General features: G+C 66.7%; 15 protein-coding genes. 6 read left to right on the forward strand and 9 right to left on the reverse strand.

Annotation, left to right across the window (positions count from 1 at the left end; all coding sequences use genetic code 11):
• Window positions 1–10 precede the first annotated feature (10 nt).
• The 5 genes from hutI (at window position 11) to XnspCFBP7698_RS08440 (ending at window position 6486) form a co-directional block, all read left to right on the forward strand.
• Window positions 11–1216: an imidazolonepropionase gene (gene hutI, locus XnspCFBP7698_RS08415; RefSeq protein WP_123137361.1), complete on the forward strand. Its 1206-nt coding sequence runs from the start codon at window positions 11–13 to the stop codon at window positions 1214–1216.
• A gap of 15 nt (window positions 1217–1231) precedes the next feature.
• Complete coding sequence (gene hutH, locus XnspCFBP7698_RS08420; protein ID WP_123137362.1) at window positions 1232–2773, forward strand: histidine ammonia-lyase; 1542 nt, start codon at window positions 1232–1234, stop codon at window positions 2771–2773.
• A 184-nt stretch (window positions 2774–2957) separates the two neighbouring features.
• On the forward strand, window positions 2958–3815 hold the full coding sequence (hutG, locus tag XnspCFBP7698_RS08425; protein WP_123137363.1) for an N-formylglutamate deformylase: 858 nt from the start codon (window positions 2958–2960) through the stop codon (window positions 3813–3815).
• A 16-nt stretch (window positions 3816–3831) separates the two neighbouring features.
• A complete protein-coding gene (gene hutU / locus XnspCFBP7698_RS08430; RefSeq protein ID WP_123137364.1) occupies window positions 3832–5511 on the forward strand; it encodes a urocanate hydratase in 1680 nt (559 codons plus the stop codon).
• A 246-nt stretch (window positions 5512–5757) separates the two neighbouring features.
• Window positions 5758–6486, forward strand: coding sequence for a hypothetical protein (locus tag XnspCFBP7698_RS08440; RefSeq protein WP_123137366.1), 729 nt, complete (start codon window positions 5758–5760; stop codon window positions 6484–6486).
• A gap of 465 nt (window positions 6487–6951) precedes the next feature.
• On the opposite strand, the gene XnspCFBP7698_RS08450 is transcribed toward XnspCFBP7698_RS08440, so the two are convergent.
• The 6 genes from XnspCFBP7698_RS08450 to ligA form a co-directional block, all read right to left on the reverse strand.
• Window positions 6952–9432 carry a membrane-bound PQQ-dependent dehydrogenase, glucose/quinate/shikimate family gene (locus tag XnspCFBP7698_RS08450; RefSeq protein ID WP_123137368.1) on the reverse strand — a complete coding sequence of 827 codons (2481 nt, stop codon included), beginning with the start codon at window positions 9430–9432 and terminating at the stop codon, window positions 6952–6954.
• A 216-nt stretch (window positions 9433–9648) separates the two neighbouring features.
• A complete protein-coding gene (gene gyrA / locus XnspCFBP7698_RS08455) occupies window positions 9649–12351 on the reverse strand; it encodes a DNA gyrase subunit A (protein ID WP_123137369.1) in 2703 nt (900 codons plus the stop codon).
• Window positions 12352–12560: 209 nt separating this feature from the next.
• Complete coding sequence (mtnA, locus tag XnspCFBP7698_RS08460; protein WP_047696581.1) at window positions 12561–13625, reverse strand: S-methyl-5-thioribose-1-phosphate isomerase; 1065 nt, start codon at window positions 13623–13625, stop codon at window positions 12561–12563.
• A gap of 1104 nt (window positions 13626–14729) precedes the next feature.
• Window positions 14730–15416, reverse strand: coding sequence for a DUF3011 domain-containing protein (locus XnspCFBP7698_RS08475; RefSeq protein WP_123137370.1), 687 nt, complete (start codon window positions 15414–15416; stop codon window positions 14730–14732).
• 353 nt (window positions 15417–15769) lie between these two features.
• Window positions 15770–16732 carry an EF-P lysine aminoacylase EpmA gene (epmA, locus tag XnspCFBP7698_RS08480; protein ID WP_123137371.1) on the reverse strand — a complete coding sequence of 321 codons (963 nt, stop codon included), beginning with the start codon at window positions 16730–16732 and terminating at the stop codon, window positions 15770–15772.
• Complete coding sequence (ligA, locus tag XnspCFBP7698_RS08485; RefSeq protein WP_123137372.1) at window positions 16729–19230, reverse strand: NAD-dependent DNA ligase LigA; 2502 nt, start codon at window positions 19228–19230, stop codon at window positions 16729–16731. The genes epmA and ligA overlap by 4 nt, the downstream gene beginning before the upstream one ends.
• A gap of 390 nt (window positions 19231–19620) precedes the next feature.
• Between ligA and XnspCFBP7698_RS08490 the strand changes: the two genes are divergently transcribed.
• A complete protein-coding gene (locus XnspCFBP7698_RS08490) occupies window positions 19621–20745 on the forward strand; it encodes a pyridoxal phosphate-dependent aminotransferase (RefSeq protein ID WP_123137373.1) in 1125 nt (374 codons plus the stop codon).
• A 230-nt stretch (window positions 20746–20975) separates the two neighbouring features.
• On the opposite strand, the gene XnspCFBP7698_RS08495 is transcribed toward XnspCFBP7698_RS08490, so the two are convergent.
• From XnspCFBP7698_RS08495 to smc, 3 genes are read right to left on the reverse strand one after another with little or no spacing between them, the layout of a single operon-like run.
• On the reverse strand, window positions 20976–21359 hold the full coding sequence (locus XnspCFBP7698_RS08495) for a hypothetical protein (protein ID WP_123137374.1): 384 nt from the start codon (window positions 21357–21359) through the stop codon (window positions 20976–20978).
• A gap of 8 nt (window positions 21360–21367) precedes the next feature.
• Entirely contained in the window at window positions 21368–22102 is a 735-nt protein-coding gene (gene zipA / locus XnspCFBP7698_RS08500; RefSeq protein WP_047696589.1) for a cell division protein ZipA, read from the reverse strand.
• 56 nt (window positions 22103–22158) lie between these two features.
• Window positions 22159–25662: a chromosome segregation protein SMC gene (gene smc / locus XnspCFBP7698_RS08505; RefSeq protein WP_123137375.1), complete on the reverse strand. Its 3504-nt coding sequence runs from the start codon at window positions 25660–25662 to the stop codon at window positions 22159–22161.
• Between the last annotated feature and the right edge of the window lie 111 nt (window positions 25663–25773).

Genomic DNA, 25773 nt, shown 5'->3' on the forward strand with positions numbered 1-25773 from the left:
AGCCTGCGCCATGCATTGCGACGTTCTCTGGCACAACGCGCAGCTGATGACCCTGGACGCACCAGGCGGCGGTTTGGGTCCGGTGGACGATGGCGTGGTCGCCTGCCTGGACGGCCGCATCGTGTATGCCGGCCCGGCCGCGCAGGCGCCGGGGTTCGCAGCGGCCACCACGCACGACTGCCAACGACGCTGGATCAGCCCGGGCCTGATCGATTGCCACACGCACCTGGTGTATGCCGGCAACCGCGCCAACGAATTCGAGCAACGTCTGCGCGGCGCCAGCTACGCCGATATCGCCGCAGCCGGTGGTGGCATCGTGGCGACCGTGCGGGCCACCCGCGCTGCCGACGATGCCGCCCTGCTCGCTGCCAGCCTGCCGCGCCTGGATGCACTGCTTTCCGAAGGAGTGACCACGCTGGAAATCAAATCCGGCTACGGGCTGACGCTGGAGGACGAAACCAAGCAACTGCGCGTGGCGCGCGCGCTCGCAGGCCTGCGTCAGGTCGAGGTGGTACCGACGTTTCTCGGTGCGCATGCGGTGCCGCCGGGCAGCGATGCGCAGCCTTACATCGATGCGGTCTGCACCCGGATGATTCCGGCGATTGCCGCGCATGGCCTGGCCGAAGCGGTCGACGTGTTCTGCGAGCACCTGGCGTTCACGCCTGCCCAGGCCGAACAGGTCTTCATCGCCGCGCAGGCGCACGGGCTGGGCATCAAGATTCATGCCGAGCAGCTGAGCAACCAGCATGGCGCGGCGCTGGCCGCGCGCCATGGGGCGTTGTCGGCCGACCATATCGAATACCTGGACCAGGACGGTGTGGCGGCCATGGCCGCTGCCGGCACCGTGGCGGTACTGCTGCCCGGTGCGTTCTATTTCACCCGCGATACCCAGTTGCCGCCGATCGACGCCCTGCGCACGGCGGGGGTGCCACTGGCCCTGGCCACCGACTGCAACCCCGGCACCTCGCCGCTGACCAGCCCGCTGCTGGCGATGAACATGGCGGCCACGTTGTTCCGCATGACCGTGGACGAATGCATCGCCGGCTTCACCCGCGAGGCTGCGCGTGCGCTCGGCCGCAGCGCGCGGTTGGGCCGGTTGCGCGCCGGCCTGGACTGCGACCTGGCGATCTGGGACATCGATGCGCCGGCCGACCTGGTCTATCGCATGGGCTTCAACCCGCTTCACGCCCGCGTCTGGCGCGGGCATTCGACCTGATTCACTGGAGTTGTCATGAGTGCTTCTGTTGTCTTGCAACCCGGCCACGTGACGCTGGCGCAGTGGCGTGCGCTGTATCGCGGCGCCGAGGTGAGGATGGACGACGCCTGCGCGGCCGCGGTGCTGCGCAGCGCACAGACGGTGGAGGCCATCGTCGCGCGTGGCGAGCCGGTCTATGGCGTCAACACCGGCTTCGGCAAGCTGGCCAGCGTGCGCATCGAGCGCGACGACCTGCAGACCCTGCAGCGCAATATCGTGCTGTCGCATGCAGCCGGCGTCGGCGAGCCTACGCCGGTGCCGGTGGTGCGGCTGATGATGGCGCTCAAGCTCACCAGCCTGGCGCAGGGTGCGTCCGGCGTGCAACCGGGCACGCTGGCATTGCTGGACGCGATGCTGCATGCGGGCATCACTCCGGTGGTGCCGTGCCAGGGGTCGGTCGGGGCGTCCGGCGATCTGGCGCCGCTGTCGCATCTGGCGGCAGTGATGATCGGCGTTGGCGAAGCCTTCGTCGGCGGGCAACGGTTACCTGCTGCCGACGCGCTTGCACACGCGCAACTGCAACCGCGCGTGCTTGGCGCAAAGGAAGGCCTGGCGCTGCTCAACGGCACGCAATTCTCCACCGCCTGCGCGCTGGCCGGCCTGTTCGAGATCGAAACCGTGTTGCAGGCCGCACTGGTGACCGGTGCGCTGTCGGTGGAAGCGGCCAAGGGCTCGGATACGCCGTTCGATGCACGCATCCACGCACTGCGCGGGCAGCCGGGGCAGATCGCGACCGCCGCGGCGTTGCGCGCACTGATGGCCGATTCGGCGATCCGCGAATCGCACCGGCTCGGCGATGTGCGCGTGCAGGACCCGTATTGCCTGCGCTGCCAGCCGCAGGTGATGGGGGCAGCGCTGGACATCATGCGGCAGGCCGCGCGCACGCTGGAAATCGAAGCCAACGGCGTGTCCGATAATCCGTTGGTATTCAGCGACACCGGCGAGGCGCTGTCGGGCGGCAACTTCCATGCCGAGCCGGTGGCCTTCGCCGCCGACATGCTGGCGATGGCCGTGTGCGAGATCGGCTCGATCAGCGAACGCCGCACCGCGATGCTGGTCGATCCGGCCTTGTCGGGTCTGCCGGCGTTTCTCACCCCGCGCCCGGGTTTGAACTCCGGCTTTATGATTCCGCAGGTCACCGCCGCGGCCCTGGTGTCGGAGAACAAACAGCGCGCCTACCCGGCCAGCGTGGATTCGATTCCAACCTCCGCCAACCAGGAAGATCATGTGTCGATGGCCGCGCATGGTGCGCGCCGTCTGCTGGCCATGGCGGAAAACGCCGCGCACGTGATCGGTATCGAGCTGCTGGCGGCGGTGCAAGGCTGCGACTTCCATGCACCGCTGCGCTCCAGTGACGCGCTGGAGGCGGCACGCGCATTGCTGCGGGCGCAGGTGCCCACGTTGCAGGACGATCGCTACTTCCACCCGGACATGCTGGCCGCCAGCGTACTGGTGCGGTCGGGCGCCCTGGCCGAGGCGGTGGCGATTGCGTTGCCGGGTGTGGAGCCGCAGGCATGATGCGGCGCGTTGCAGCTTACCTGTGCAACATTCCGGCGCCATGCGATACAGCCGCGCGCGCATGCGCAGGATCTGCGGGCGATGGGTTTGGCTGCTGCGTCCAGCGCGAAGCCGGCCTGCATGCCACTGATTGCTGCCGCCGGCCGCACTCGCTCGCCGCTGCGCGCATCACCGGAGCGCACCGATGAGTGCCCTGCCCGACTGGCTGGAGATCCACCGCGGCAACGCCCCCTTGCTGATCAGTTTCCCGCACACCGGAACCGAGTTACCCGATCTGGTTGCCGGCCAGTTCGCCTCGCCGTGGCTGGCGCGCCGCGATGCAGACTGGTGGGCGCATCAGCTCTACGATTTTGCGCAGTCGCTGGGCGCCACCACGGTGCGCACCACGATCAGCCGCTCGGTGATCGACGTCAATCGCGACCCCAGCGGCGTTTCGTTGTATCCGGGCCAGAACACCACCGGCCTGTGTCCGCTGACCACCTTCGACAATCAACCGCTCTATGCCGAAGGCCAGGCGCCGGATCAGGCGCAGATCGATCTGCGCCGCACCCGCTGGTTCGACCCGTACCACGCCGCGCTGGCCGACGAGATTGCACGCCTGCGCCAGCAGCACGCAAGCATCGTGGTGTACGACGCGCATTCGATTCGGTCCTTCATCCCGCACCTGTTCGACGGCGAATTGCCGCAGTTCAACATCGGCAGCAACGACGACCGCAGCTGCGACCCGGCGCTGGCAGACGCGGTGGAGCAACTGTGCCGCAGCAGCGGCTCCAGTACGGTACGCAACGGGCGTTTCAAGGGCGGCTGGATCACCCGCCATTACGGGCAACCCGACCAAGGCGTGCACGCCCTGCAGATGGAGCTGGCCTGCCGCGGCTACATGCGCGAACCCGACACCATCACCCCGGACAACTGGCCCACTCCGTGGCAGCCGGTGCACGCCGCTGCCTTGCGCGCGGTGCTGCGGCACGTGCTGCTGGCCTGTCTGGCATTCGCCAACGCACCCCGAACCGACACCACGCCGCACGCGGCCCACCGTTGATTGCAAGGAACCCGGCATGACCCGTCACGATGCTACCCGCGTCATCCGCGCTGCCACCGGCACCACGCTCACCGCCAGGAGCTGGCTCACCGAAGCGCCGCTGCGCATGCTGATGAACAACCTGGACCCGGACGTGGCCGAGCGCCCGCAGGAACTGGTGGTGTACGGCGGCATCGGCCGCGCCGCGCGCGACTGGGAATCCTTCGATGCGATCGTGGCTGCGCTCACGCGACTGGAAGATGACCAAACCCTGCTGGTGCAATCGGGCAAACCGGTCGGCGTGTTCCGCACCCACGCCGATGCGCCGCGCGTGCTGATCGCCAACTCCAATCTGGTACCGCGCTGGGCCAATTGGGACCACTTCAACGCGCTGGATCAAAAAGGCCTGGCGATGTACGGGCAGATGACCGCAGGCAGCTGGATCTACATCGGCGCGCAGGGCATCGTGCAAGGCACCTACGAAACCTTCGTGGAAATGGGCCGCCAGCACTACGGCGGCAGCCTGGCCGGCAAGTGGCTGTTCACCGGCGGGCTGGGCGGCATGGGCGGCGCGCAGCCGCTGGCCGCAGTGATGGCCGGCGCCTCCTGCCTGGCCGTGGAATGCCGCCGTTCCAGCATCGACATGCGCCTGCGCACCGGATACCTGGACACCTGGACCGATTCGCTGGACGAAGCGCTGCGCCTGATCGAGCAATCGTGCACGGCGAAGAAGCCGCTGTCGGTCGGCCTGCTCGGCAATGTCGCCGACGTCCTGGACGAACTGCTGCTGCGCGGGATCAAGCCGGACCTGCTGACCGACCAGACCTCCGCACACGACCCGGTCAACGGCTACCTGCCGCAAGGCTGGAGCGTGGAAGAGTGGGACGCAAAGCGCGTGAGCGCACCGAAGGAGGTGGAAGCCGCCGCGCGCGAGACGATGGCCAACCACATCCGCGCCATGCTCACCTTCCACGCGCTCGGTGTGCCCACCGTGGACTACGGCAACAACCTGCGCCAGATGGCGCTGGAACAAGGGGTCGACGATGCGTTCGACTTCCCCGGCTTCGTCCCCGCCTACATCCGCCCGCTGTTCTGCCGCGGCATCGGCCCGTTCCGCTGGGTCGCGCTGTCCGGCGACCCGGAAGACATTGCCAGGACCGATGCCAAGGTCAAGGAACTCATCCCCGACGATGCGCACCTGCATCGCTGGCTGGACATGGCGGCCGACAAGATCGCCTTCCAGGGCTTGCCCGCGCGCATCTGCTGGGTCGGGCTGGGCGACCGCCATCGGCTGGGCCTGGCCTTCAATGCGATGGTGCGCAGTGGCGAGCTCAAGGCACCGGTAGTGATCGGCCGCGACCATCTGGATTCGGGCAGCGTGGCCTCGCCAAACCGCGAAACCGAAGCGATGGCCGACGGCTCCGATGCCGTGTCCGACTGGCCCTTGCTCAATGCCCTGCTCAACACTGCCAGCGGCGCGACCTGGGTATCGCTGCACCATGGCGGCGGCGTCGGCATGGGCTTTTCGCAGCATGCCGGCATGGTCATTGTCTGCGACGGCAGCGAGGCGGCCGACAAGCGCCTGGAGCGCGTGCTCTGGAACGACCCCGCCACCGGCGTGATGCGCCACGCCGACGCCGGTTATGCGATTGCACGGGATTGCGCAGACGCACAGGGACTGGATTTGCCCGGGATCACGGGCAAAAGAGGTCAATGAGATCTGCGATCGTTCGAATAGCCACGGATTGCGCCAGCGGCCGGGCATGGAGCCGCCGCCCTTCCCGCGGGGGGTTATGGCCGCATCGGCATCGACTGATCCCTCGCCCCCTCGCGGGCGGGGCTGAACGCGCTCGGCGTGGGCAAGGCCGACCTCACGCCTGACCACCGCATCACACTCCCGGCGATTGCCCTCAAGAACGCCGCTGCCTCGCCGACAAGGTATGCAACGTTTCGAGGAATCTCCATGGGCATCTTGATCTACCTGGTGCCTGCATTCGCACTCTGGGCCCTGATCGCCACGGCACTGGCATTCGTCCGCGGCCGCCAGCTGCGCGCCGAGTCCGGCCAGCTTGCCAGCACCCAGGACAGCCTTGGCCGTTACCAGGCAGCGCTGTCGCAGCTGAAGGCGCGTGCAGCGGCCAGCGCGCTGGAGCTGGAATCGCTGCAGCGCAGCTACGCAGTGCTCAAGCAGTCGCTGGACCAGCAGGAGCAGAACGCAGCCGGGCAGCAGGACGCCGCGGCCACCGAGGTGATCCCGATGGTGATGGTGCAGCGGCTGGATATCGCCAGCGAGATCGGCACCCTGTTTGCGCATGTCGCCCGCGTGGCACGCAGCCTGCGTCGCTACAGCGCTTACAGCCGCGGCCACAGCGCGCCGGAGCCGAGCACCGCGCGCTACGACCTGCACTGGCTGGCGGACTGCCTGCACAGCTTCGATCAGATCGGCCACGCGCTGGTACGCGGCAATGCGGCGGCCTTGATCACCGCCTGCCAGGATCTGCTGTCGATGTACGACCATTATTTGAAGGACGGCTCCGGCTACAACAGCCGTGACACCTTCCAGCGCCTGAGCAGCGATGTACCGCTCTCCGAAGCCACCGATGCCATCCGCTCCATCATCGTCAAGGCGACGCTGGCGCAGGATGTGCGCGATGCGGTGCGTGACGATGCGGTGGCGGCGAACGTTGGGTGAATCGGGAATCGGGAATCGGGAATCGGGAATCGGGAATCGGGAATCGGGAATCGTAAGAGCGTACGGCCTGATGCATCCCGATGTGGCGTTACGCCTACTGCCGAGGATGCGTACCGTGCGAATTAACCGGGAATCGGGAATCGCAAGTACGTACGGCCTGATGCATCGCTAATGTGGCGTTGCGCCTCTCCACGAGGATGGCGTCTCGAGCGAATCAAGCGTTTTAGCCCCCGTGATTTTCTGCAAGAAAGCGCACCGCTTGCGGTGCGCTTTCTTTGTTTCATGCTTGGGCATTCTGGAGCAGCCGACGAGTGATGCAGACGAGCGTGGTTGCGGGCGGCCGTGCGCCTGGTCGCGCCATATATGCATCGGCGCATTCCGATTTCAGACACCGGCCGCGCGGCTCGGCAGCCACGCAGCCGTGTCATCGCCGGCTTTACCAGCGGCCTTCGATCGCCCCCAGCATCATGGCGCCTGCTGCGGTAGCGCGTAGGCCATCAATGCATCGCCTGCCGGGGTCTCCATGAAGTGATGCCCGCCGGCCATGATGACCAGATATTCGCGGCCGCCATACGCGTACACCATCGGGTTGGCCTGGCCGCCGGCTGGCAACTTGGCATGCCACAGCTCCTTGCCGGTGGCCAGATCGATGGCGCGGATCAGGTCGTCGGTGGCGGCGGCGATGAAGATCAAACCGCCTGCAGTCACCACCGCGCCGCCGTTGTTGGGCGTGCCGATCTCGATCGGCAACCCGGAGCGGATGCCGAACGGGCCATTGCCGCGTGCGCTGCCGAACGGGCGGTCCCACAGCGTCTTGCCGCTGGCCAGATCGATGGCGCGGATGCCGCCGTACGGCGGTTCCTTGCACAGCAATTTGGTGAACGGCAGCCGCCAGCCGGCATTGACGTTGATCGCATACGGCGTGCCTGCCTGCGGGTCGCCCGCGCCTTCTGCGCCACCGGCATCGCCGCGGACCTCGTCGCGCGGTGCCCAGCCCAGCGTGTCGGCCTTGGCGCGCGGTACCAGCAGGTTGTAATTGGGCATGTCGTTGTAGTTGGCTACGATCACGCCGCGTCGCGGGTCGACCGCCACGCTGCCCCAATCCGAACCGCCGTTATATCCGGGGTATTCGATCGAATGGTGCTCCGCTTCCGGTGGCGTATAGATGCCCTTGTAGCTGGCGGTGCGGAACTGGATGCGACAAACCAGCTGGTCGATCGGGGTCATGCCCCACATGTCGCGCTCGGTCAGATCCGGCTTGCGCAGCGTGTGATACAGCGAAAACGGCTGGGTCTTGGCGCGCATCTGCGGCTCCACGCCGCCGCCCGGCACCGCACGTTCTTGCACGCCCACCAGCGGCTTGCCGGTGCGCCGGTCCAGCACATACAACTCGCCCTGCTTGCTCGGCAGCAAGACTGCCGGCACGTTGACGCCATCCTTGGGGAAATCGATCAGGCTCGGTTGCGAGCCCAGGTCGTAATCCCAGGCATCGATGTGGGTGGTCTGGAAATTCCACACCGGTTTGCCCGTGGTCACATCCAGCGCCAACAGCGAGGTCGCGTAGCGATTCTCCTGCGGCGTGCGCGAGCTGCTCCAGTAATCTGCGGTGGAATTGCCCATCGGCAGGTACACATAGCCCAGCTGCTCATCGGCGGCCGCCGTGGTCCACATGTTCGGCGTGCCGCGCGTCCAGCTCTGGCCCGGCGGCGGTGCACCGTTCCAGTCCGGATGCGTCATGTCCCAGGCCCAACGCAACTTGCCGGTCACTGCATCGAAGCCTTCGATCACACCGGACGGCTCGTAACGCTTCTGCCCGTCGAGCACCTGATGGCCGGTGACCACCACGCCACGCACGATGGCCGGTGGCGAATTGATCGACACATAGCCCGGCGGCGTCTGCCCCATGCCGACGGTGATATCGACCTGACCATTGCTGCCGAAGTCCGGGCATGGCGTACCGCTGCGTGCATCCAGTGCGATCAAGCGGCCGTCCAGCGTGCCTTCGATCACGCGCGTGCGGCACAGCGCTGCCGGCGACGTTGCCGTTGCCGTTGCGTCTGCAGTGTTGGCGGCTGCCGGCACTTCGTAATACGACACCCCACGGCAGGCCGCCGTATATGGAATCGCCTCGTCCTTGACCTTGGGATCGTAGCGCCAGCGCTGTTTGCCGCTGGCGGCATCCAGCGCGATCACCTGGTTGCGCGCGGTGCACAGGTACAGGCTGTCGCCCACCTTCAGCGGCGTGGTCTCCGCGCCCCAGCGCTTGCTCGGCAGATCGCCGGTATGGAATGCCCACGCCTGCTGCAACTGCGCCACATTGTCGCGATTGATCTGCTGCAGCGGCGAGTAACGTTGCCCGGCCTGGCTGCGTCCGTAGGCAGCCCAGTCGCCGTCGGCAGGTGCGTTCGCCGGCTGTGCGCCAGGTGCCGCACCCGGGGCGGATGCAGTGCGATTGAGCAGACCACCCACCATGCCGGCCGCCTGCGCCAGCGCGCCATCGGCTTCGGTAACGCCGTGCGGCACGAAGGCCAGCACGAAGGCGACCACGAACACTGCCGCCAACGCGCCCGCCACGCTGCGCGAGACCGCGCGCGACACCGGGCGTTGCAATTTCGGGAGCAACAGCGCGAGCACGAATGCCAGGCCGACGATCAGGCCCAGGCGCGGCACCCAGCGCCAGTAATCGCTGCCCGATTCCCACCATGTCCACAGCAGCGAACCCACCACCACCGCAGCAAACCACCATGCGCCCGCATTGCGGCCCCACACCAGCAAGACGCCGGCAATCACCATTGCCGCACCGGCCGGCAGGTAATACCAGGAGCCACCCAGCGCGGCCAACCACACGCCACCGGCCAGCAGTACTGCGCCCAGCACGGCAATCACACCTCCCAATATCGCCAGCGCCCAATGGCCGCGACCGGAAGGACGATCCAGAATCGTCATCACTTGTTCCTCTTCGACTCAGCGGCAACGCAACGCCGCCGCACCGCCAACCACCTTCGGCCCGCGCGGGTGAAAGAGCCGCCTTTTTCGCGACAATCGGTCGAGGACACTGCGTTGCAGATGTCATGGCCTGCAACAATGACGGGCATAAAAAAAACGCCGGCTTCCGCCGGCGTTTTTGGTCAGCTGCAGCAATGCCGCTGCACGATCAACCGATCATTCTTCGGTTGCCGGCGGCACTACGGTGGCCTGCGCAGCTGCGTCTTCCACCACATCGTCCACTTCATCCAGCGATGCATCCAGGCGTTCGACCGCCTGCAGCTTTTCGCCCTTGGACAGACGGATCAGCGTCACGCCCTGGGTGTTGCGGCCCACGCGCGAGATTTCCGAACCGCGTGTGCGCACCAGCGTGCCGCCATCGGAAATCAGCAACACTTCGTCGGTGGCGCCCAGCAGCACTGCACGCACCAGCTTGCCGTTGCGCTCGGTGGTCTGGATGCCGATCACGCCTTGGGTGCCACGCCCCTTGCGCGGATATTCGGCCAGCGGGGTGCGCTTGCCGTAGCCGTTCTCGGTAGCGGTCAGGATGTAGGCCACGTTGCCGTCGTCGGCAACCTCGATCACGGCAGGCTCGCCGCCATCGGTGGCTTCCACCACGTCATCGACCTCGTCGCCTTCGATCTCTTCTTCGACACCGCCGGCACGCTCGGCCACGATCAGGCTGACCACTTCCTCGCCCTTGGTCAGGCGGATACCGCGCACACCGGTGGCGGTACGGCCCATCGAGCGCACGGTGGACTCACCAAAGCGCACGGTCTTGCCGTTGGAGGCGAACAGCAACACGTCGCGGTCGCCATCGGTCAACGCCACGCCGACCAGCGCGTCGCCTTCGTCCAGATTGATCGCGATCTTGCCGCGCGCCAGACGGAAGGCGAATTCGCTCAGCGGCGTTTTCTTGACCGTACCGTTGCGGGTGGCGAAGAACACATAGCGGTTGTCGGCGTACTCGCGCACCGGCAGCACCGCCTGCACGCGCTCGCCGGATTCCAGCGGAATCCAGTTGATGATCGGGCGGCCACGCGCATTGGAGCCGGCTTCCGGCAGCTGATGCACCGGCAGCCAGAACACCTTGCCGCTGCTGGTGAAGGTCAGCAGCGTGTCGTGCGTGTTGACCAGCCACAGCTGGTCGATGAAATCTTCTTCCTTGGTCGCGGCGGCAGACCGGCCACGGCCGCCACGGCGCTGCGCACGATAAGCGCTCACCGGCTGGCGCTTGGCATAGCCGGCATGCGACAACGTCACCACCACGTCTTCCGGCGCGATCAGATCCAGGATGTCCAGATCTTCTTCGCTGTGACGGATTTCGGTGCGGCGTTCGTCGCCGTATTCTTCGCGGATATTGATCAGCTCGTCGCGGATCACCTGCAGCAGCACGTCCGGGTTTTCCAGGATGCGGATCAGGCCTTCGATGACGCCGAGCAACTGCTTGTACTCGTCGGTCAGCTTTTCCTGTTCCAGGCCGGTCAGGCGATGCAGACGCATTTCCAGGATCTGCGACGCCTGCACTTCGCTGAGCTGGTAAAAGCCCTTGATCAGGCCCACGCCCGGCGGCAGATCTTCCGGCTTGGACGCTTCGGCACCGGCCGCGCCCAACAGTGCGCCGACCAGACCCGGTTGCCAGGTCTTGGCCAGCATGCGCTCGCGCGCTTCCTGCGGGTTGGCCGAGGTCTTGATCAACTCGATCATTTCATCGATGTTGGCCAACGCAACGGTCAGGCCTTCCAGCACGTGCGCACGCGCACGCGCCTTGCGCAGCTCAAAGATGGTGCGGCGGGTGACCACCTCACGGCGGTGGCGGATGAACGCCTCCAGCATCTGCTTGAGGTTCATCAACTGCGGGCGGCCGTCGATCAACGCCACCATGTTGATACCGAACACCGACTCCATCTGGGTTTGCTGATACAGGTTGTTGAGCACAACCTCGGCCGACTCGCCGCGCTTGATCTCGATGTAGATGCGCATGCCGTCCTTGTCGGACTCATCGCGCAGCTCGCTGATGCCTTCGAGCTTCTTTTCCTTGACCAGCTCGGCGATCTTCTCGATCAGCCGCGCCTTGTTCACCTGGTACGGGATCTCGGTGACGACGATCGCCTCGCGGCCGTTGTCGGCCACTTCCACATCGGCCTTGGCACGGATGCGCACGCGGCCACGGCCGGTGCGGTAACCGGCGGCAATGCCGGCGGTGCCATTGATGATGCCGGCGGTGGGAAAATCCGGGCCCGGGATGTATTCCATCAGGCCTTCGACATCCAGCTCCGGGGTGTCGATCAGCGCGATGCAGGCGTTGATCGCCTCGGTCAGGTTATGCGGCGGGATGTTGGTGGCCATGCCCACCGCGATACCGGCCGAACCGTTGACCAGCAGGCTGGGGAACCGGGTCGGCATGACCGTCGGTTCCAGTTCCTTTTCGTCGTAATTTGGCTGGAAATCGACGGTTTCCTTGTCGATGTCCGCCATCAGCTCATGCGCTAGCCGCGACATGCGCGACTCGGTGTAACGCATCGCCGCCGCAGAGTCGCCGTCGACCGAACCGAAGTTACCCTGGCCATCGACCATCATGTAGCGCAGCGAGAACGGCTGCGCCATGCGCACCAGCGTGTCGTACACCGACTGGTCGCCGTGCGGGTGATACTTACCGATGACGTCGCCGACGATACGCGCCGACTTGAAGTAGGCCTTGTTGCTGTGGGCGCCCAGCTCGTGCATCGCGAACAACACGCGACGGTGCACAGGCTTGAGGCCATCACGGGCATCGGGGAGTGCGCGGCCCACGATCACGCTCATCGCGTAATCGAGATAGCTCTTGCGCATCTCGTCTTCCAGATTGACCTGGATGATTTCCTTGGCGGTTTCTGCCATTCGGGTTCCGTAAGTGAGGTGGCGGGCGAGCCGGAAAGCCGCGTCGGGGGCGCCTTACCCACAGGCTGCCGACCCCACGCTCCCGCCGATCGATTCAAGCCCCGGATTGTACCACGAAGGGGCAGCCCGACGCCTCCGGTTTACCAGCCAGAAACAAGCACTTGCAGGACTTTGCCGGACGTTTGCGGCGCAGGTGCGCCGCGCCGGGCTCAGGCGCCGAAGGCTGCCTGCATCCGCACCAGGTCCGGCTGCACGATCACCCCGCGCTCGGTGACGATGGCATCGATCAGGCTGCCGGGGGTGACGTCGAATACCGGGTTCCAGGCATGGATGCCGTCGGCCACCGTACGCACCCCGCCCACACCGAACAATTCGCCCGGATCGCGCTGCTCGATCTCGATCTGGTCGCCACTGGCGGTGGCCATGTCCACGGTCGACGACGGCGCCACCACCATGAACTTGACCCCGTGGTGGCGCGCGGCAATGGCCAGCTGATAGGTGCCGATCTTGTTGGCGGTATCGCCATTGGCGCAGATGCGATCAGCGCCGACGATCACCCATTGCACCAGGCCGGACTTCATCAGATGCGAGGCCGCCGAATCCGCGATGAGGGTGGCGTCGATGCCGTCCTGCTGCAGCTCCCACACGGTCAGGCGCGCGCCCTGCAGCCAGGGCCGGGTTTCGCCGGCAAACACCTTGGCGATGCGCTGCTGCGCCATACCGGCGCGAATCACGCCCAGCGCCGTGCCGAAGCCGGCAGTGGCCAGCGAGCCGGTATTGCAGTGGGTCAGCACGCCACTGCCGGGGGCGATCAGGTCGGCGCCGAGCGCACCCATATGGCGGTTGGCCGCCAGATCCTCATCCGCGATCGCCTGCGCCTCGCGCGCGATCACCTCGCGCCAGTCCGCGCCGGCCGCGCCCAACACCCGACGCATGCGCATCAGCGCCCAGGCCAGGTTGACCGCGGTCGGGCGTGCCGCATTGAGCCGCAGCAGCGCCGGCTCGAGCTTCTGCAGCGCGGCGCTGCCGTCATCGGCGTCGATGTCGCGCGCGGCCAGCACCACGCCCCACCCGGCCGCAATGCCGATCGCCGGCGCACCGCGCACGGCCAGCGAATGGATCGCTTCGGCCACCGCGTCACTGGTGTCGCAACGCACATGCTCCACCACGAAGGGCAGCTTGCGTTGGTCGAGCAATTCCAGGGCATCGCCGGTCCACAGTAGCGGCCGGATGTGGTCGTAGCGGGCGTAATCGATATGGGCGCTGTCGTTCATGCGTCCATTGTAAGGCGCAGGGGCGGTGCAGTCAGTGGAAGGCGTCGCCCAGATCGCAGACCGCGCAGCAATGCATCAGGCGCAACCGCCCGGTTGGTCGAGATCGCGGCACCCTCATCCCAGACGGTTGGCTGGCGGTCTTGCCGAAAACGAAAATGCCGCGCCGCGCAGCTTGCCGTTGCTGATTGAAAACCCTGCGCACCGACCAACTTGACTGGTCCTTGCCTGCCCACCGTCGCGGGACCCTTGGCGGAATGGATGCCGACACGGAGCTACATGGACGTACTTGCAGCGGGTCCTGCGATGGTGGGCGGGCAAGGGCTCTGCAGCAAAGGCGCAGATGATCCGCTTTTCGCCTGATCTACCAGTATTGAGCAATCAGGTAGCGACGCCTGCATCGTGCGTGTAGCGATCGCTTGGCTGTCTTCAAGTCCGGTCGAGGGCGCGGTGCCCTCACCGCTCGCGGGACACGCCGTGAATCCGTCCGTGGAGGCTCGGTGGCGGCATCCATGCCGCCACACGGTCCCGCAATCGGCGAGGACACCACGCCAGACAGTTGGTTGGTGTTTTTGTCGAAGAGCAAAGGTCACCGCATCGCCAGCTTGCTGGTCGCTGGTTGAGATCCTTGCACACCGACCAACTCCACTGGTCCTTGCCCGCCCACCGTCGCAGGACCCTTGGCGGCATGGATGCCGCCAAGGAGCTACATGGATGTACTTGCGGCGTGTCCTGCGATGGTGGGCGGGCAAGGGCCCTGCAGCAAAGGCGCAGACCATCCGCTCTCCTCCTGATCTGCCGGTATTGAGCAATCAGGGCGAGACGCCTGCACTGTGCGTATCGCGATCGCTTGGCTATCTTCAAGCCTGGTCGAGGGCGCGGCGCCCTCATCGCTTGCGGGACACGCCGTCAACCCGTCCATGGAGACTCGATGGCGGCATGGATGCCGCTACGGAGCTTACCGGGATGTACTTGCAGCGTATCCCACGACGGTGGGCGTGCAAGGTCCCTGCAACCAGACCACGGGGCAGCCGCGGCGCGCGAAGACCTAAATCCTCCAGCCAGCACTAGACCGACACGTAGTCGCGCAGCTGCCCTGATAGCCGCTCAGTCGACGATGAACTCGGCGCGGCAACCGTCGTTCACCCAGACACCGTCGCGGCTCCAGCCCCAGGTCTGGCCTTCCACGCAGGGCGTCCTGGACATCTGCCGGCCCAGCCGTACCGCACGCTCCACCGACACCCCGCAGGTGCGGCGCGCGCTTTTCTTGGATTCGCAGGTGACCATGCGCGGCACCGTCACGAAGCCGGAGCCGTCTTCGGCACCCACTTCGAACTCGCCATCGCACCCACGCGACACCCAGATCTCGTTACGGCGAACGCCCCAGGTGCGGCCTTCCTTGCACGGCCACATCGAACGTTGCCGCAGCAGCCGCACCGGCGCGCCACGCAACACCACCGGGCACGCCACCTTGCCGCCATTGGAATCGCAGCGCACCACGCGGCGCATCACCGTTGCGGTCTGCACGCGGGACGCGGCGAATTCGGCGCGGCAGCCCTGTTCGACCCACACGCCATCGTCTTCGACGTCCCATTCGCTGCCGCGGATACAGCTGGTCTCGGAGAGCTGGCGCACCAGCTGAACGCCATTGGCAATGTTCATCGCGCAATGCACGCGCGCCATGTCCTTGGACTCGCAGCGCACCACACCGGCCGCACGCTCGGAAGCACGCGCATCGGCGAACATCAGCAGCGGCAGGCACCACAAACCGCATAAGCTGATCAGCCACTTCATGCCAACAATCCTCACCCCGAAACGATCTACGTCGCGCCCCCGTGGACGTGAAGATGAGAGCATCATCGATGTGAAGATAGCAATACGGCGCAGGTGACAGCGGCATGGCAGCGCGGTGCACGCGCACTGTCGCGCGGTACGCGTGGAGCGGTGTCGTTTACGGATCCGCCACGTCTGTGATGCGCCGCGCCGGCCTGGTGCGCAGCAAGCTGCGGCGGAGCACCTGCGTTCGGGAACGCCTTGGCGGTCAAGCGCAATGCCCGCCGCGCCGAGGCTCAGGCGCGCGAACTCGAACGTCAGCACGTCCGCGATCTGCGTGGTGCGATCCAGCGCGACGCCGGCCGCCCCCGTCCTCAGGCACGCGCGAACTCGAAGGCCAGCACGTCGGCGATCTGCGCGGTGCCGCGCAAGGCCATCAACAAACGGTCCACGCCCACCGCCACTCCCGCGCAGTCCGGCAGCTGCGACAACACCGCAAGCAGCTCCTCGTCCAGCGGCAGCTGCGGCAAACCGCGCGACACGCGCCGCGCGTTGTCGCGCAGGAAACGCGCGCGTTGCTCCTGCGGGTCGTTCAACTCGTGGTAGCCGTTGGCGACCTCGTAGGCGCCCAGATACAGCTCGAACCGTTCGGCCACCGGCGGGTTGTCGTGGCGGATCCGCGCCAGCGCGCACTGGCTGGCCGGCCAGTCGTGCACCACGGTGAGCGTGTCGCCGGAAAACCCCGGCTGCAGGCGATGGGTCATCAGCAGGTCCAGCCAGTCATCGCGCGTGAGCCCCTGCGGGTCGATGGCGATGTCGTGCAGCGGCGCACGCAACGCCTGTTCCGGCGCCAGCAGCGGGTCGATGCCCAGCCGCTGCACGAACAGCTCGCGGTAGCTGAGCACCTGCACCGCAGCCGCACGCCCGACCAACGCAAGCGCCCGCTGCACCAGCGCAACGGTTTCCTGCGCCAGCGCGCGGTCGTCCCAGCCCACCCGGTACCACTCGAGCATGCTGAATTCCGGGTTGTGCCGGCCGCCGGCCTCGCCATTGCGAAACACACGCCCCAGCTCGTAGCAATCGCCCAGGCCGGCGGCAAGCAGGCGCTTGAGCGGGTATTCCGGCGAGGTGCGCAACCAGCGCACGGGCGGGCCGGCATCCACGTGCCCGCTGAAGCGGGTGCTGAAACTCTCGATGTTCGGCTCGGTATTGCCGGCCTGCGAGAGCACCGGCGTTTCCACTTCCAGCACGCCGCGCTCGGCAAAAAACGCACGAATCGCCGCGTTGAGCTGCGCGCGCAGTTGCAGTGCAGCCAGATCCAGTGTCGCTGCCGTCACGGCTGCTGCCCGTGTTCACCCAGGAAGGCCAGCAGCCGTGCTTCGTCCCAGATCTCCACGCCCAGCGATTGCGCCTTGTCGAGCTTGGAACCGGCCTCCTCGCCGGCGACCAAAAACGCAGTCTTCTTCGACACGCTGCCGGCGACCTTGGCGCCCAATGCTTCGAGGCGTTGCTTGGCGGCATCGCGCGTCAACGCGGCCAGGGTGCCGGTGATCACTACCGTCTGGCCATCGAGCGGGCCGGTCTGCAGCGCATCGGCTTCCGGCAGCCGCGCCAGCACCGTTTCCATTGCCTGTTGCGCTGCGCTTGCCAACGCGGCGTTTTCCGGGCGATCCAGCCATTGCAGCAACGCGGCCACCACGGGCGCGGGAACGCCGGCCTGTTGCAAGGCATCGGCGCCTGCCGTGCGCAGCGCAGCAAACGACTCCACCGCAGCGGCAAGCTGCTGCGCACGCACCGGCGTCACCTTGGGGATGTCCATGTCTTCCAGTACGCTGGCAAAACTCAACGCCTCGCGCAGCTTGGGCGATGGCGGATGCGCATCGCCGATACGCACGCCACGTTGCAGCAGGTCGTCGATGGCCTGCTGATTGCCGGGCTGGTCGAGGAAGTGCCCGAGTGAACGCGCCACTTCTCCACCGATATCCGGCACGCGCTTGAACAACGGCCACGGCAGATGGCGGATCAGTTCCAGATCGCCGAACCAGGCCGACAAGGCCTTGGCCGTGCTCTCGCCCACATGTTCGATGCCCAGCGCAAACAGGAAGCGCTCCAGCGTAGTGTCGCGCGATGTCTCGATCGCCTCGATCAGGTTCTCGGCCCACTTGGTGGCGATCTTCCTGCGGTTCCAGTCGAAGCTCGGCAGGCCTGCGCGCAGCAGATCGGCCTGCCAGGTCTGCGGCACCTCGCGCTCCCCGGCGAGGTCCACGCCGATGCCGACCACACGGGTTTCCAGCTGCGCATACGCACCGCTGGCCAGATGCTCGCGCGCCTCGCGCAGGAACGCATGCGGGCTCTCGGCGTTGCTGATCAGGCGCAGCTGCAGCAACTGATCCACGGTGAGCAGATACAGATCGGCCACGCCCTGCACCAGCCCGCTGTCGACCAGCACCTCGATGAATTTTTCGCCGAGACCATCGACATCCATCGCGCGCCGCGAAACGAAATGCCGGAACGCTTCCTTGCGCTGCGCCGGGCAGGTCAACTCACCCGAGCAACGCCACACCGCCTGGCCTTCCTCGCGCACGATCTCCGAACCGCACACCGGGCACTGCGTGGGCATGCGCCATTCCTGCGTGCCGGCCGGTCGCTGGTCGGCGACCACACCGGCCACTTCGGGAATCACATCGCCGGCGCGGCGCACGATGACCGTGTCGCCCACGCGCACATCCAGCCGCGCGATCTGGTCGGCGTTGTGCAAGGTCGCATTGGTGACCACGACGCCAGCCACCTGCACCGGCTTCAGACGTGCCACCGGCGTCGCCGCACCGGTGCGGCCGATCTGGATCTCGATCGCCTCCACCGTGGTGGACTGCTCCTGCGCCGGGAACTTGTGCGCAATCGCCCAACGCGGCGCGCGGGACACGAATCCCATCTCGCGTTGCCCGGCCAGATCGTCGAGCTTGTAGACCACGCCGTCGATATCGAACGGCAATCCATCGCGCGCTTCGCCGATGCGTTGGTAGTACGCCAACAGACCCTCACTACCCTGCACCACCTCGACCAGTTGGCTGACCGGAAAGCCCCAGTCGCGCAACTGCGCCAGGATGGCCGAATGCGTCTGCGGCAATGCGCCTTCGCTCACCTCGCCGACGCCGTAGGCAAAGAAACTCAGCGGGCGCTGTGCCGTGATGCGCGCATCCAGCTGGCGCAACGAACCGGCCGCGCCGTTGCGCGGATTGGCCAGCACCTTGCCGCCCTGCGCGCGCATCTGCGCGTTGTAGGCCTCGAACGCGGCGCGCGGCATGTAGACCTCACCGCGTACCTCCAGCACCTGCGGCCAGCCCTGGCCGCGCAGGCGCAGCGGAATCGCCTTGACCGTGCGCAGGTTGGCGCTGACATCCTCGCCGGTGGCGCCATCGCCGCGGGTGGCACCCTGCACGAACTCGCCGTTTTCGTAGCGCAGGCTGATCGCCAGCCCATCCAGCTTGGGCTCGGCCGAGAAGACCGGTTGCTTGATCTCCAGGCGCTCGCTGATGCGCCGCACGAACTCGCGCACTTCCTCGTCGCTGAAGGCATTGCCCAGCGACAACATCGGCAAGGCATGCCGTACCTCGGCAAAGCGCGAGGCGGCCAGATAGCCAACCCGCTGCGTTGGCGAATCGGCACTGGCCAACGACGGGTGCTCGGCTTCCAGCGCCTCCAGCTCCCGCATCAGACGGTCGTAGTCGACGTCGGCCAGCTGCGGCTCGTCGAGCACGTGATAGCGGTAGTTGGCATCGTCGATGCGGCGACGCAAGGCAGCGATGCGCTGAGCGGGATCCGGGCTGGCAGTCATGATCGCGGGGCTGGCTCTGGGCCGCCCATTCTAACGGGCCGTGCCGATGCCAAGCGTTGGCGGAAGCGCCTTCGGTCGCGCGGATTGATCGATGGATGAAGTCGTTGGCATTGGCAGCGTCGGCCGCGGTGGCCATGCGTAACCCGCACCTTGCCAGGGTGTCGGCATCGGAGCGAAACAGGTGCTTCAGCCACAGCCCGGAGCCCGCTGGAAGCGGGCCCGGCGGTTACCTGACCCGTGTACGCAAACGCGGGAAACACCACCGTCGCTGCCACCTGATTGCAGCGCGCGCACCTGCGCGACCGGCCCTGCGGGTATTTCCCGATAGGCAGACACGCCCAAACCGGCTAGCGTGGCGCCCTCTTTGCCCGCCGCCTCTGGAGCTCACCCGTGTCGTTGCCCGTCTCGCGCCGCTCGTTTCTCAGCCTCGCCACCACCGGCGTGGCGGTTTCCGCACTGGGGCTGGCACCCGCGGCCGAGGCGGCCCGCAAGCGCGCCGCGGCGCCGGCAACGCCGGGCGTGGCCGCCGCGGCCGGCACCGTGTACCTCAACCTCAACGAGCACCCGCTCGGGCCTGCCCCGGCGGCGGTTGACGCTGCCACGCGTTCGCTGGCGCGCTCGGGCCGCTACCTGTTCGAGATGGAGCAGGACCTGCGCAACCTGATGACCGGCGAGCTGCAGTTGCCCAACGATCATCTGTCGTTGTTTCCCGGCTCGCGCGACGCGCTGAACCGGGCCGGCAGCCTGTTCACCTCCGCGCGCGCCGGGCTGGTGGTGGCCGACCCGAGCTTCGACCCGCTGATCGAAAGCGCCACTGCCCGAGGCGTGGCCGTGCGCAAGGTGCCGCTGCGTGCCGATGGCGCGCACGACGTCAAGGCGATGGCCAAGGCGGACCCGACCGCCGGTCTGATCTATATGTGCAACCCCGGCAATGTCACCGGTTCCATCACCCCGCGCGCCGACATCGAGTGGCTGCTGGCCAACAAGCCGTCCAGCGCGGTGCTGGTGGTCGACGAGGCGTATATCCATTACAGCAACGAGCCCTCGGTGGCCGATCTGGTGCGGCAGCGCCAGGACCTGATCGTGCTGCGCAGCTTCTCCAAGCTCTACGGCATGGCCGGCCTGCGTCTGGGCGCCGCCCTGGCCCCGCCGGGCCTGCAGACCAAACTTGCCGCGTTCGGCAGCAACCCGTTGTCGGTACCGGCGATGGCCGCCGGCATCGCCAGCCTGCGCGACCCACTGCTGGTGCAGACCCGCCGTGCAGACAACGCCCGCGTGCGCGACGAAACCATCGCCTGGCTCAAGGGCAAGGGCTACACCTGCCTGCCCTCGCAAGCCAACTGCTTCCTGCTGGACGTCAAACGTGACGCTGGCGTGTTCGCCGATTCGATGCAGAAGCAGGGCGTCATCGTCGGCCGCAGCTGGCCGATCTGGCCCAAGCGCGTGCGTGTCAGCGTAGGCACCGAGGCGGAAATGGTCCGGTTTCGCGAAGCATTCGGCAAAGCCAAGCGCTAACACGCAAAGCGTTCGATAAAGCCCACGCGGACCCTTCTCCCATCGGGACATTGTCCTCCTTTATGGGGGAGAAGGTGCCCCGCCAGGGGCGGATGAGGGGCGCATCGCGAAGTGGTCACCGCCTCGGAGGTCAAGCGCGTCGCTACGCGCCTTCAGAAATGAGACGCCACAAGTGGCTTCGCCACGTACCCTCACCCCAACCCCTCTCCCGGCGGGAGATGGGCTTAGAACTACTGCTCCGACGCCTCGCTCTGCGGTGCGCGTAACGTGTGCCGGATCCACAGGTAGCTGATGACGAAGGTCAGTGCCATCGAGCCGGCGTTCCATAGCAGCAGCTCGCGCAGCATCGGCGAGCCTTGCAGGATGTGCGTGTAGTAACGGCGGTCGAACAGCGCGATCGCATGCGGCAGGAACACGCTGATGAAGGGCGTCGGTACCGGCGCCACCAGCAAGGTGATGGCGGCTGCAAAACCGCCAATCACCCCCGGCGAGTTGCGCGGGCGCTTGCGCAGCCGTGCGGCGATTCTGCTAAAGACCCACAGCAGCGGCATCGCCAGGATTGCCCACAGCACCAGCAGTAGCGCCACTGCCAACACGCCCTGCAGGCTCAACATCGCTCAACTCACCAGCGCGGCGATTTGGTCAGCGGCGGTGCCTGGTGCTGACGGTCGTAGGCGCGCAGCTCATCGCGGATATGCGCCACACGCTGCCGGCCCAATGCGTTGCGGCTGTCATCCAGCACCACGCCGTCCAGCAGCTCGGCCATGCGCTGCACGGTCGGCAGCATCTTTTCCCAGGCATCCAGCGCCGTCATCGGCGCCGGCAGGGTCAGGAAGAACGCGATCGCCGGCGTCTGCATCTCGCGGATGTTGGCCATGTCGAAGCTGCCGGGCTTGAGGATGCTGGCCATGCTGAAGATCGGCCCGCGCTCGGGGTGCCCTTCCACCAGACGGTGAAAGACATTCATGTGGCCGAACACCAGCCCGGTCTTTTCCGCGGCCACCACCACATCCTCGCCACGCAGGATCTGCCCGGCCTTGGCGGCCACGAACAGCGACACGATCTTGTCGAAATCCTGGTTCGGGCGCTTGCCGACATCGTTACCGCCGGCCGCGTCCTGCGCATCCAGCGACAGCTCGCTCTGTTCGGCACTGCCCTCGCTGCGCTCGAAGGCAGCACCGTCGACATCTGCATCGCCGGAAATCACCGGCTCGCGCCGCTCGCGCGGCTGGCCCTCGTCCTTGTCGACGCGACGGCCCTGCGGCGATTTCTTCGGGCGGCCGAACAGGAAGATGGCCGCGACCAGCAGCAGTCCAGCGATCAGGATCCCGATCCGGATCATGGCCATGTCGGACATTCAGCGTGCCTCCGCGTAAAAGTGACGGGTGGAATCATTCCAACAAGCATGGCACGTCATGCCGCACCCGCCAAACGTGCGGCTTCTTCCAGGTCCACGCTGACCAGGCGGCTGACACCCGGTTCGCGCATGGTCACGCCGGAGAGCTGACGCGCCGCTTCCATCGTGGCCTTGTTGTGGCTGACGAACAGGAACTGCACCTTCTCGCTCATCTCGCGCACCATGTTGGCCAGGCGGCCGACGTTGGCTTCGTCCAGCGGCGCGTCCACCTCGTCCAGCAGGCAGAACGGCGCGGGGTTGAGCTGGAAGATCGCAAACACCAGCGCCACCGCGGTCATCGCCTTCTCGCCGCCGGACAGCAGCGAAATGCTGGACACACGCTTGCCCGGCGGGCGCGCCATGATGGTGACGCCGGTGTCGAGCAGGTCTTCGCCGGTGAGTTCCAGATAGGCATGGCCGCCGCCGAACAGGCGCGGATACAGCGCCTGCACGCCCGAGTTGACGCGGTCGAAGGTGTCCTTGAAACGGCCGCGGGTTTCGCGATCGATCTTGCGGATGGCTTCTTCCAGCGTTTCCAGCGCGGTATTGAGGTCCAGGTTCTGCGCGTCCAGATATTCCGAACGCTGCGCAGCTTCGCCGTATTCCTGGATCGCCGCCAGATTCACCGGCTCCAGGCGCCGCATGCGCCCGTCGATCTGGCCCACCGCTGCTTCCCATTCGGCCGCATTTGCCGCCTCGGGCAGGCCGTTGACCACGTCTTCGAGCACGAAGCCGGCCTTGACCACGGCAGCCGACAACTGCTCGGCACTGAGCACCAGCGCCTGCTGATCGAGCTTGCGCTGCGAAATACGTTCGCGCTGCGCCAGCGCCTGTTCGTCGCGCTGCTGACGGGTTTGTTCGAAGCTGCGGAGTTCGCTGTCGATGCTGTCGAGCAGGGTGCGCGCCTCGCCCAGCGCGCGCTCGGTGCGCACGCGCTCGCTCAATGCGGCCTGATGTTCGTGCTCCAGCGTTTCCACCGGCGAATCACCATCGCTGAGCTGGGCGACCAGATCTTCCAGGCGCGTGTCGAGCTGGCCGCGCTGGCTGTCCATGCGCTCCAGCGTCTGGCTGAGCGAGGTGATCTGGGTGCGTTGCGACTCCAGCGTCAGCGCCAGGGCATGCATCGCATCGCGCACGCCGCGCGCAGCGTCGCGGGCCTGGTCGCGCGCGTCGGTGAGCTGGCGGCGCTCGTTTTCCAAAGCTTCGCGCGTGCCCTGCAGATCGCCCATCAAGGTGACCGCATCTTCGAGTTTTGCGCGCGCTTCGCGGGCCTGCTCGCGGCTGGTATCGAGCGTTTCCAGCAATTGCGCCAGTTCGCTTTCGATGCGGTCGATGCGCGTGCGCGCCGCGTCGACCTTGCCCTGCTGGCTCTGCAACTGGCCGGCCAGCTCGGACACGCTGCGGTGCGCCATGTACAACTGGCGCTGCGCATCTTCGCGCTGCTGCTCGGCCGCCAGCGATTGCTCGCGGAAGCTGGTGAGTTGGTGTTCGAGCTCGGCTTCGCGCTCCTGCAGGGTTTCGATCTGGGTGCGCAGGTCCTGGATTTCGCGCTCGCGCAGCAAGGCGCCCTGCTTGGCGGCGCCGGAGCGCGACACGCGCACCCAGCCCTCGCCCAGCCGCTCGCCATTGCGGGTGATGACCGAGTCGCCCTCGGGCAGGCTGCGCTGCAGCGCGCGCGCGGCCGCCAGATCGTCGGCGACGTGCAGCCGCGCCAGCAGGCGACGGATCGCGATCGGCCCCTGCACCTTGGCGGCCAGCGAGGTCGGTGCAAAGCTCGCGTTGTCGGTGGCGCTGGACACCAGCGCGATGCGGCCTTCGCCCAACTCGCCCAGGGCGTCCACCAGCTGCTCGGGCGCCTCCACCAGCACGCCTTCGATCAACTGCCCCAGCGCGCTTTCGACGGTGTTTTCCCAGCCGCCTTCCACGCTGATGCGCTCGCCCACCCGCGCCGCCGAGTCCAGGCCGCGCGACTTCAGCCACGCCACCGCCGCGCCCTGCTCCTGGCCGAGCGCGGCCTGTTGCAGGGTTTCCAGCGAGGACAGCCGGCCACGCGCGGCCTGCGCCTGCTTGCGTACTTCCGCCAGCTCGCCCTGGCTTGCCCGCTGCTGTTCCTGCAGGCCGCCGAGTGCGTGCTTGCGCGCTTCCACCTGCTCGGTCAGCCCATCCAGCGACGCTTTTTGCGTTTCGTGGCGCAGTTCGATCTGCTCGAACGCTTCGGCCAGCGCATCCAGATCCAGCCCGGCACGTTCGTTGACCAGCGCTTCGCGGCGGCGGTCGGCTTCCAGCGATTGGCGGTCCAGGTAATCGACGCGCGTACGCTCCACTTCGCCGGCACGCGAGGCTTCGCCGGTGTCGCGGTTATGGGCTTCCCAGCGCTGCTGCCAGTCGGCCAGCCGCGCCTCGGCTTCACGCAGCGCTTCCTGACGGAATTCGTGGTCTTCGCGCAGTTGTTCCAGCTGCGGCTCGGCGTCGGCCACCGCCTCGCGCAGCACGGCCAATTTGGCCGAATCGCCACTGATGTGCTGGGTCAATTCCTGCAGCTGGCTCTGCGCCTCGTCGCGTGCCTTGTGCAGGCGGTGCGAGAGCTCGCGCTGATGCTGGATCTGCTGTTCGATGCGCGCCAGCGCGCTGCCCACCTGGTACACGTCGGCCTGCGCCTTGGCCACCGCCTCGGCGGCCTCCTCGCGGCGTACGCGCCCGGTTTCGATGCGTGCTTCGGCATCGCGCTGATCGGCGATCAATTGCTGCAGGCGGGTTTCTTCCTGATTCAATTTTTCGCGCAGGCCCTGCAACTGCCCGTCCAGGCCCCGATATTCAAGTGCCTTCCACTCGGCATCCTTGATCCGGCGCTCTTCCTGCAGGGCCTGGTATTGCTCGGCCTGACGCGCCTGGCGCTGCAGATGCGCCAGCTGCTTGGTGATTTCCTCGCGCAGGTCGCCCAACCGGTCGAGATTTTCGCGCGTGTGGCGGATGCGCGTTTCAGTTTCCTTGCGGCGCTCCTTGTACTTGGAAATGCCGGCGGCTTCTTCCAGATACACGCGCAGGTCTTCCGGGCGCGCCTCGATGATCTGGCTGATCATGCCCTGCTCGATGATCGAGTAGCTGCGCGGGCCCAGGCCAGTGCCCAGGAACAGGTCGGTGATGTCGCGGCGCCGGCATTTGGTGCCGTTGAGGTAATAGGCGCTGTTACCGTCGCGACTGACCAGGCGCTTGACCGAAATCTCGTTGAACGAGGCGAACTCACCGGTGATGGTGTGATCGGAATTGTCGAAGATCAGCTCCACCGTCGCCTGCGACACCGGCTTGCGCGCCGAGGAGCCGGAGAAGATCACGTCGGTCAGCGAGTCGCCGCGCAGGCGGCTGGCCGAGCTTTCACCCATGACCCAGCGCACCGCATCGATGATGTTGGACTTGCCGCAACCATTGGGGCCGACGATGCCGGTCATGTTGGTGGGCAGGTGCAACGTGGTCGGGTCGACGAACGACTTGAAACCGGACAGTTTGATCGTGGACAGGCGCATGGGGACTGGAGATTCCGGGCACCGCGCGGACGAAGCCGGTAGGTACTTTTCCTGTGAAGCCAGCGCCCAAGCCCTTGATCCATAAGATCTGCGGGCCGTGGAACCGGCAAT

Source organism: Xanthomonas sp. CFBP 7698 (assembly GCF_003600855.1).
GTDB lineage: Bacteria > Pseudomonadota > Gammaproteobacteria > Xanthomonadales > Xanthomonadaceae > Xanthomonas > Xanthomonas cannabis.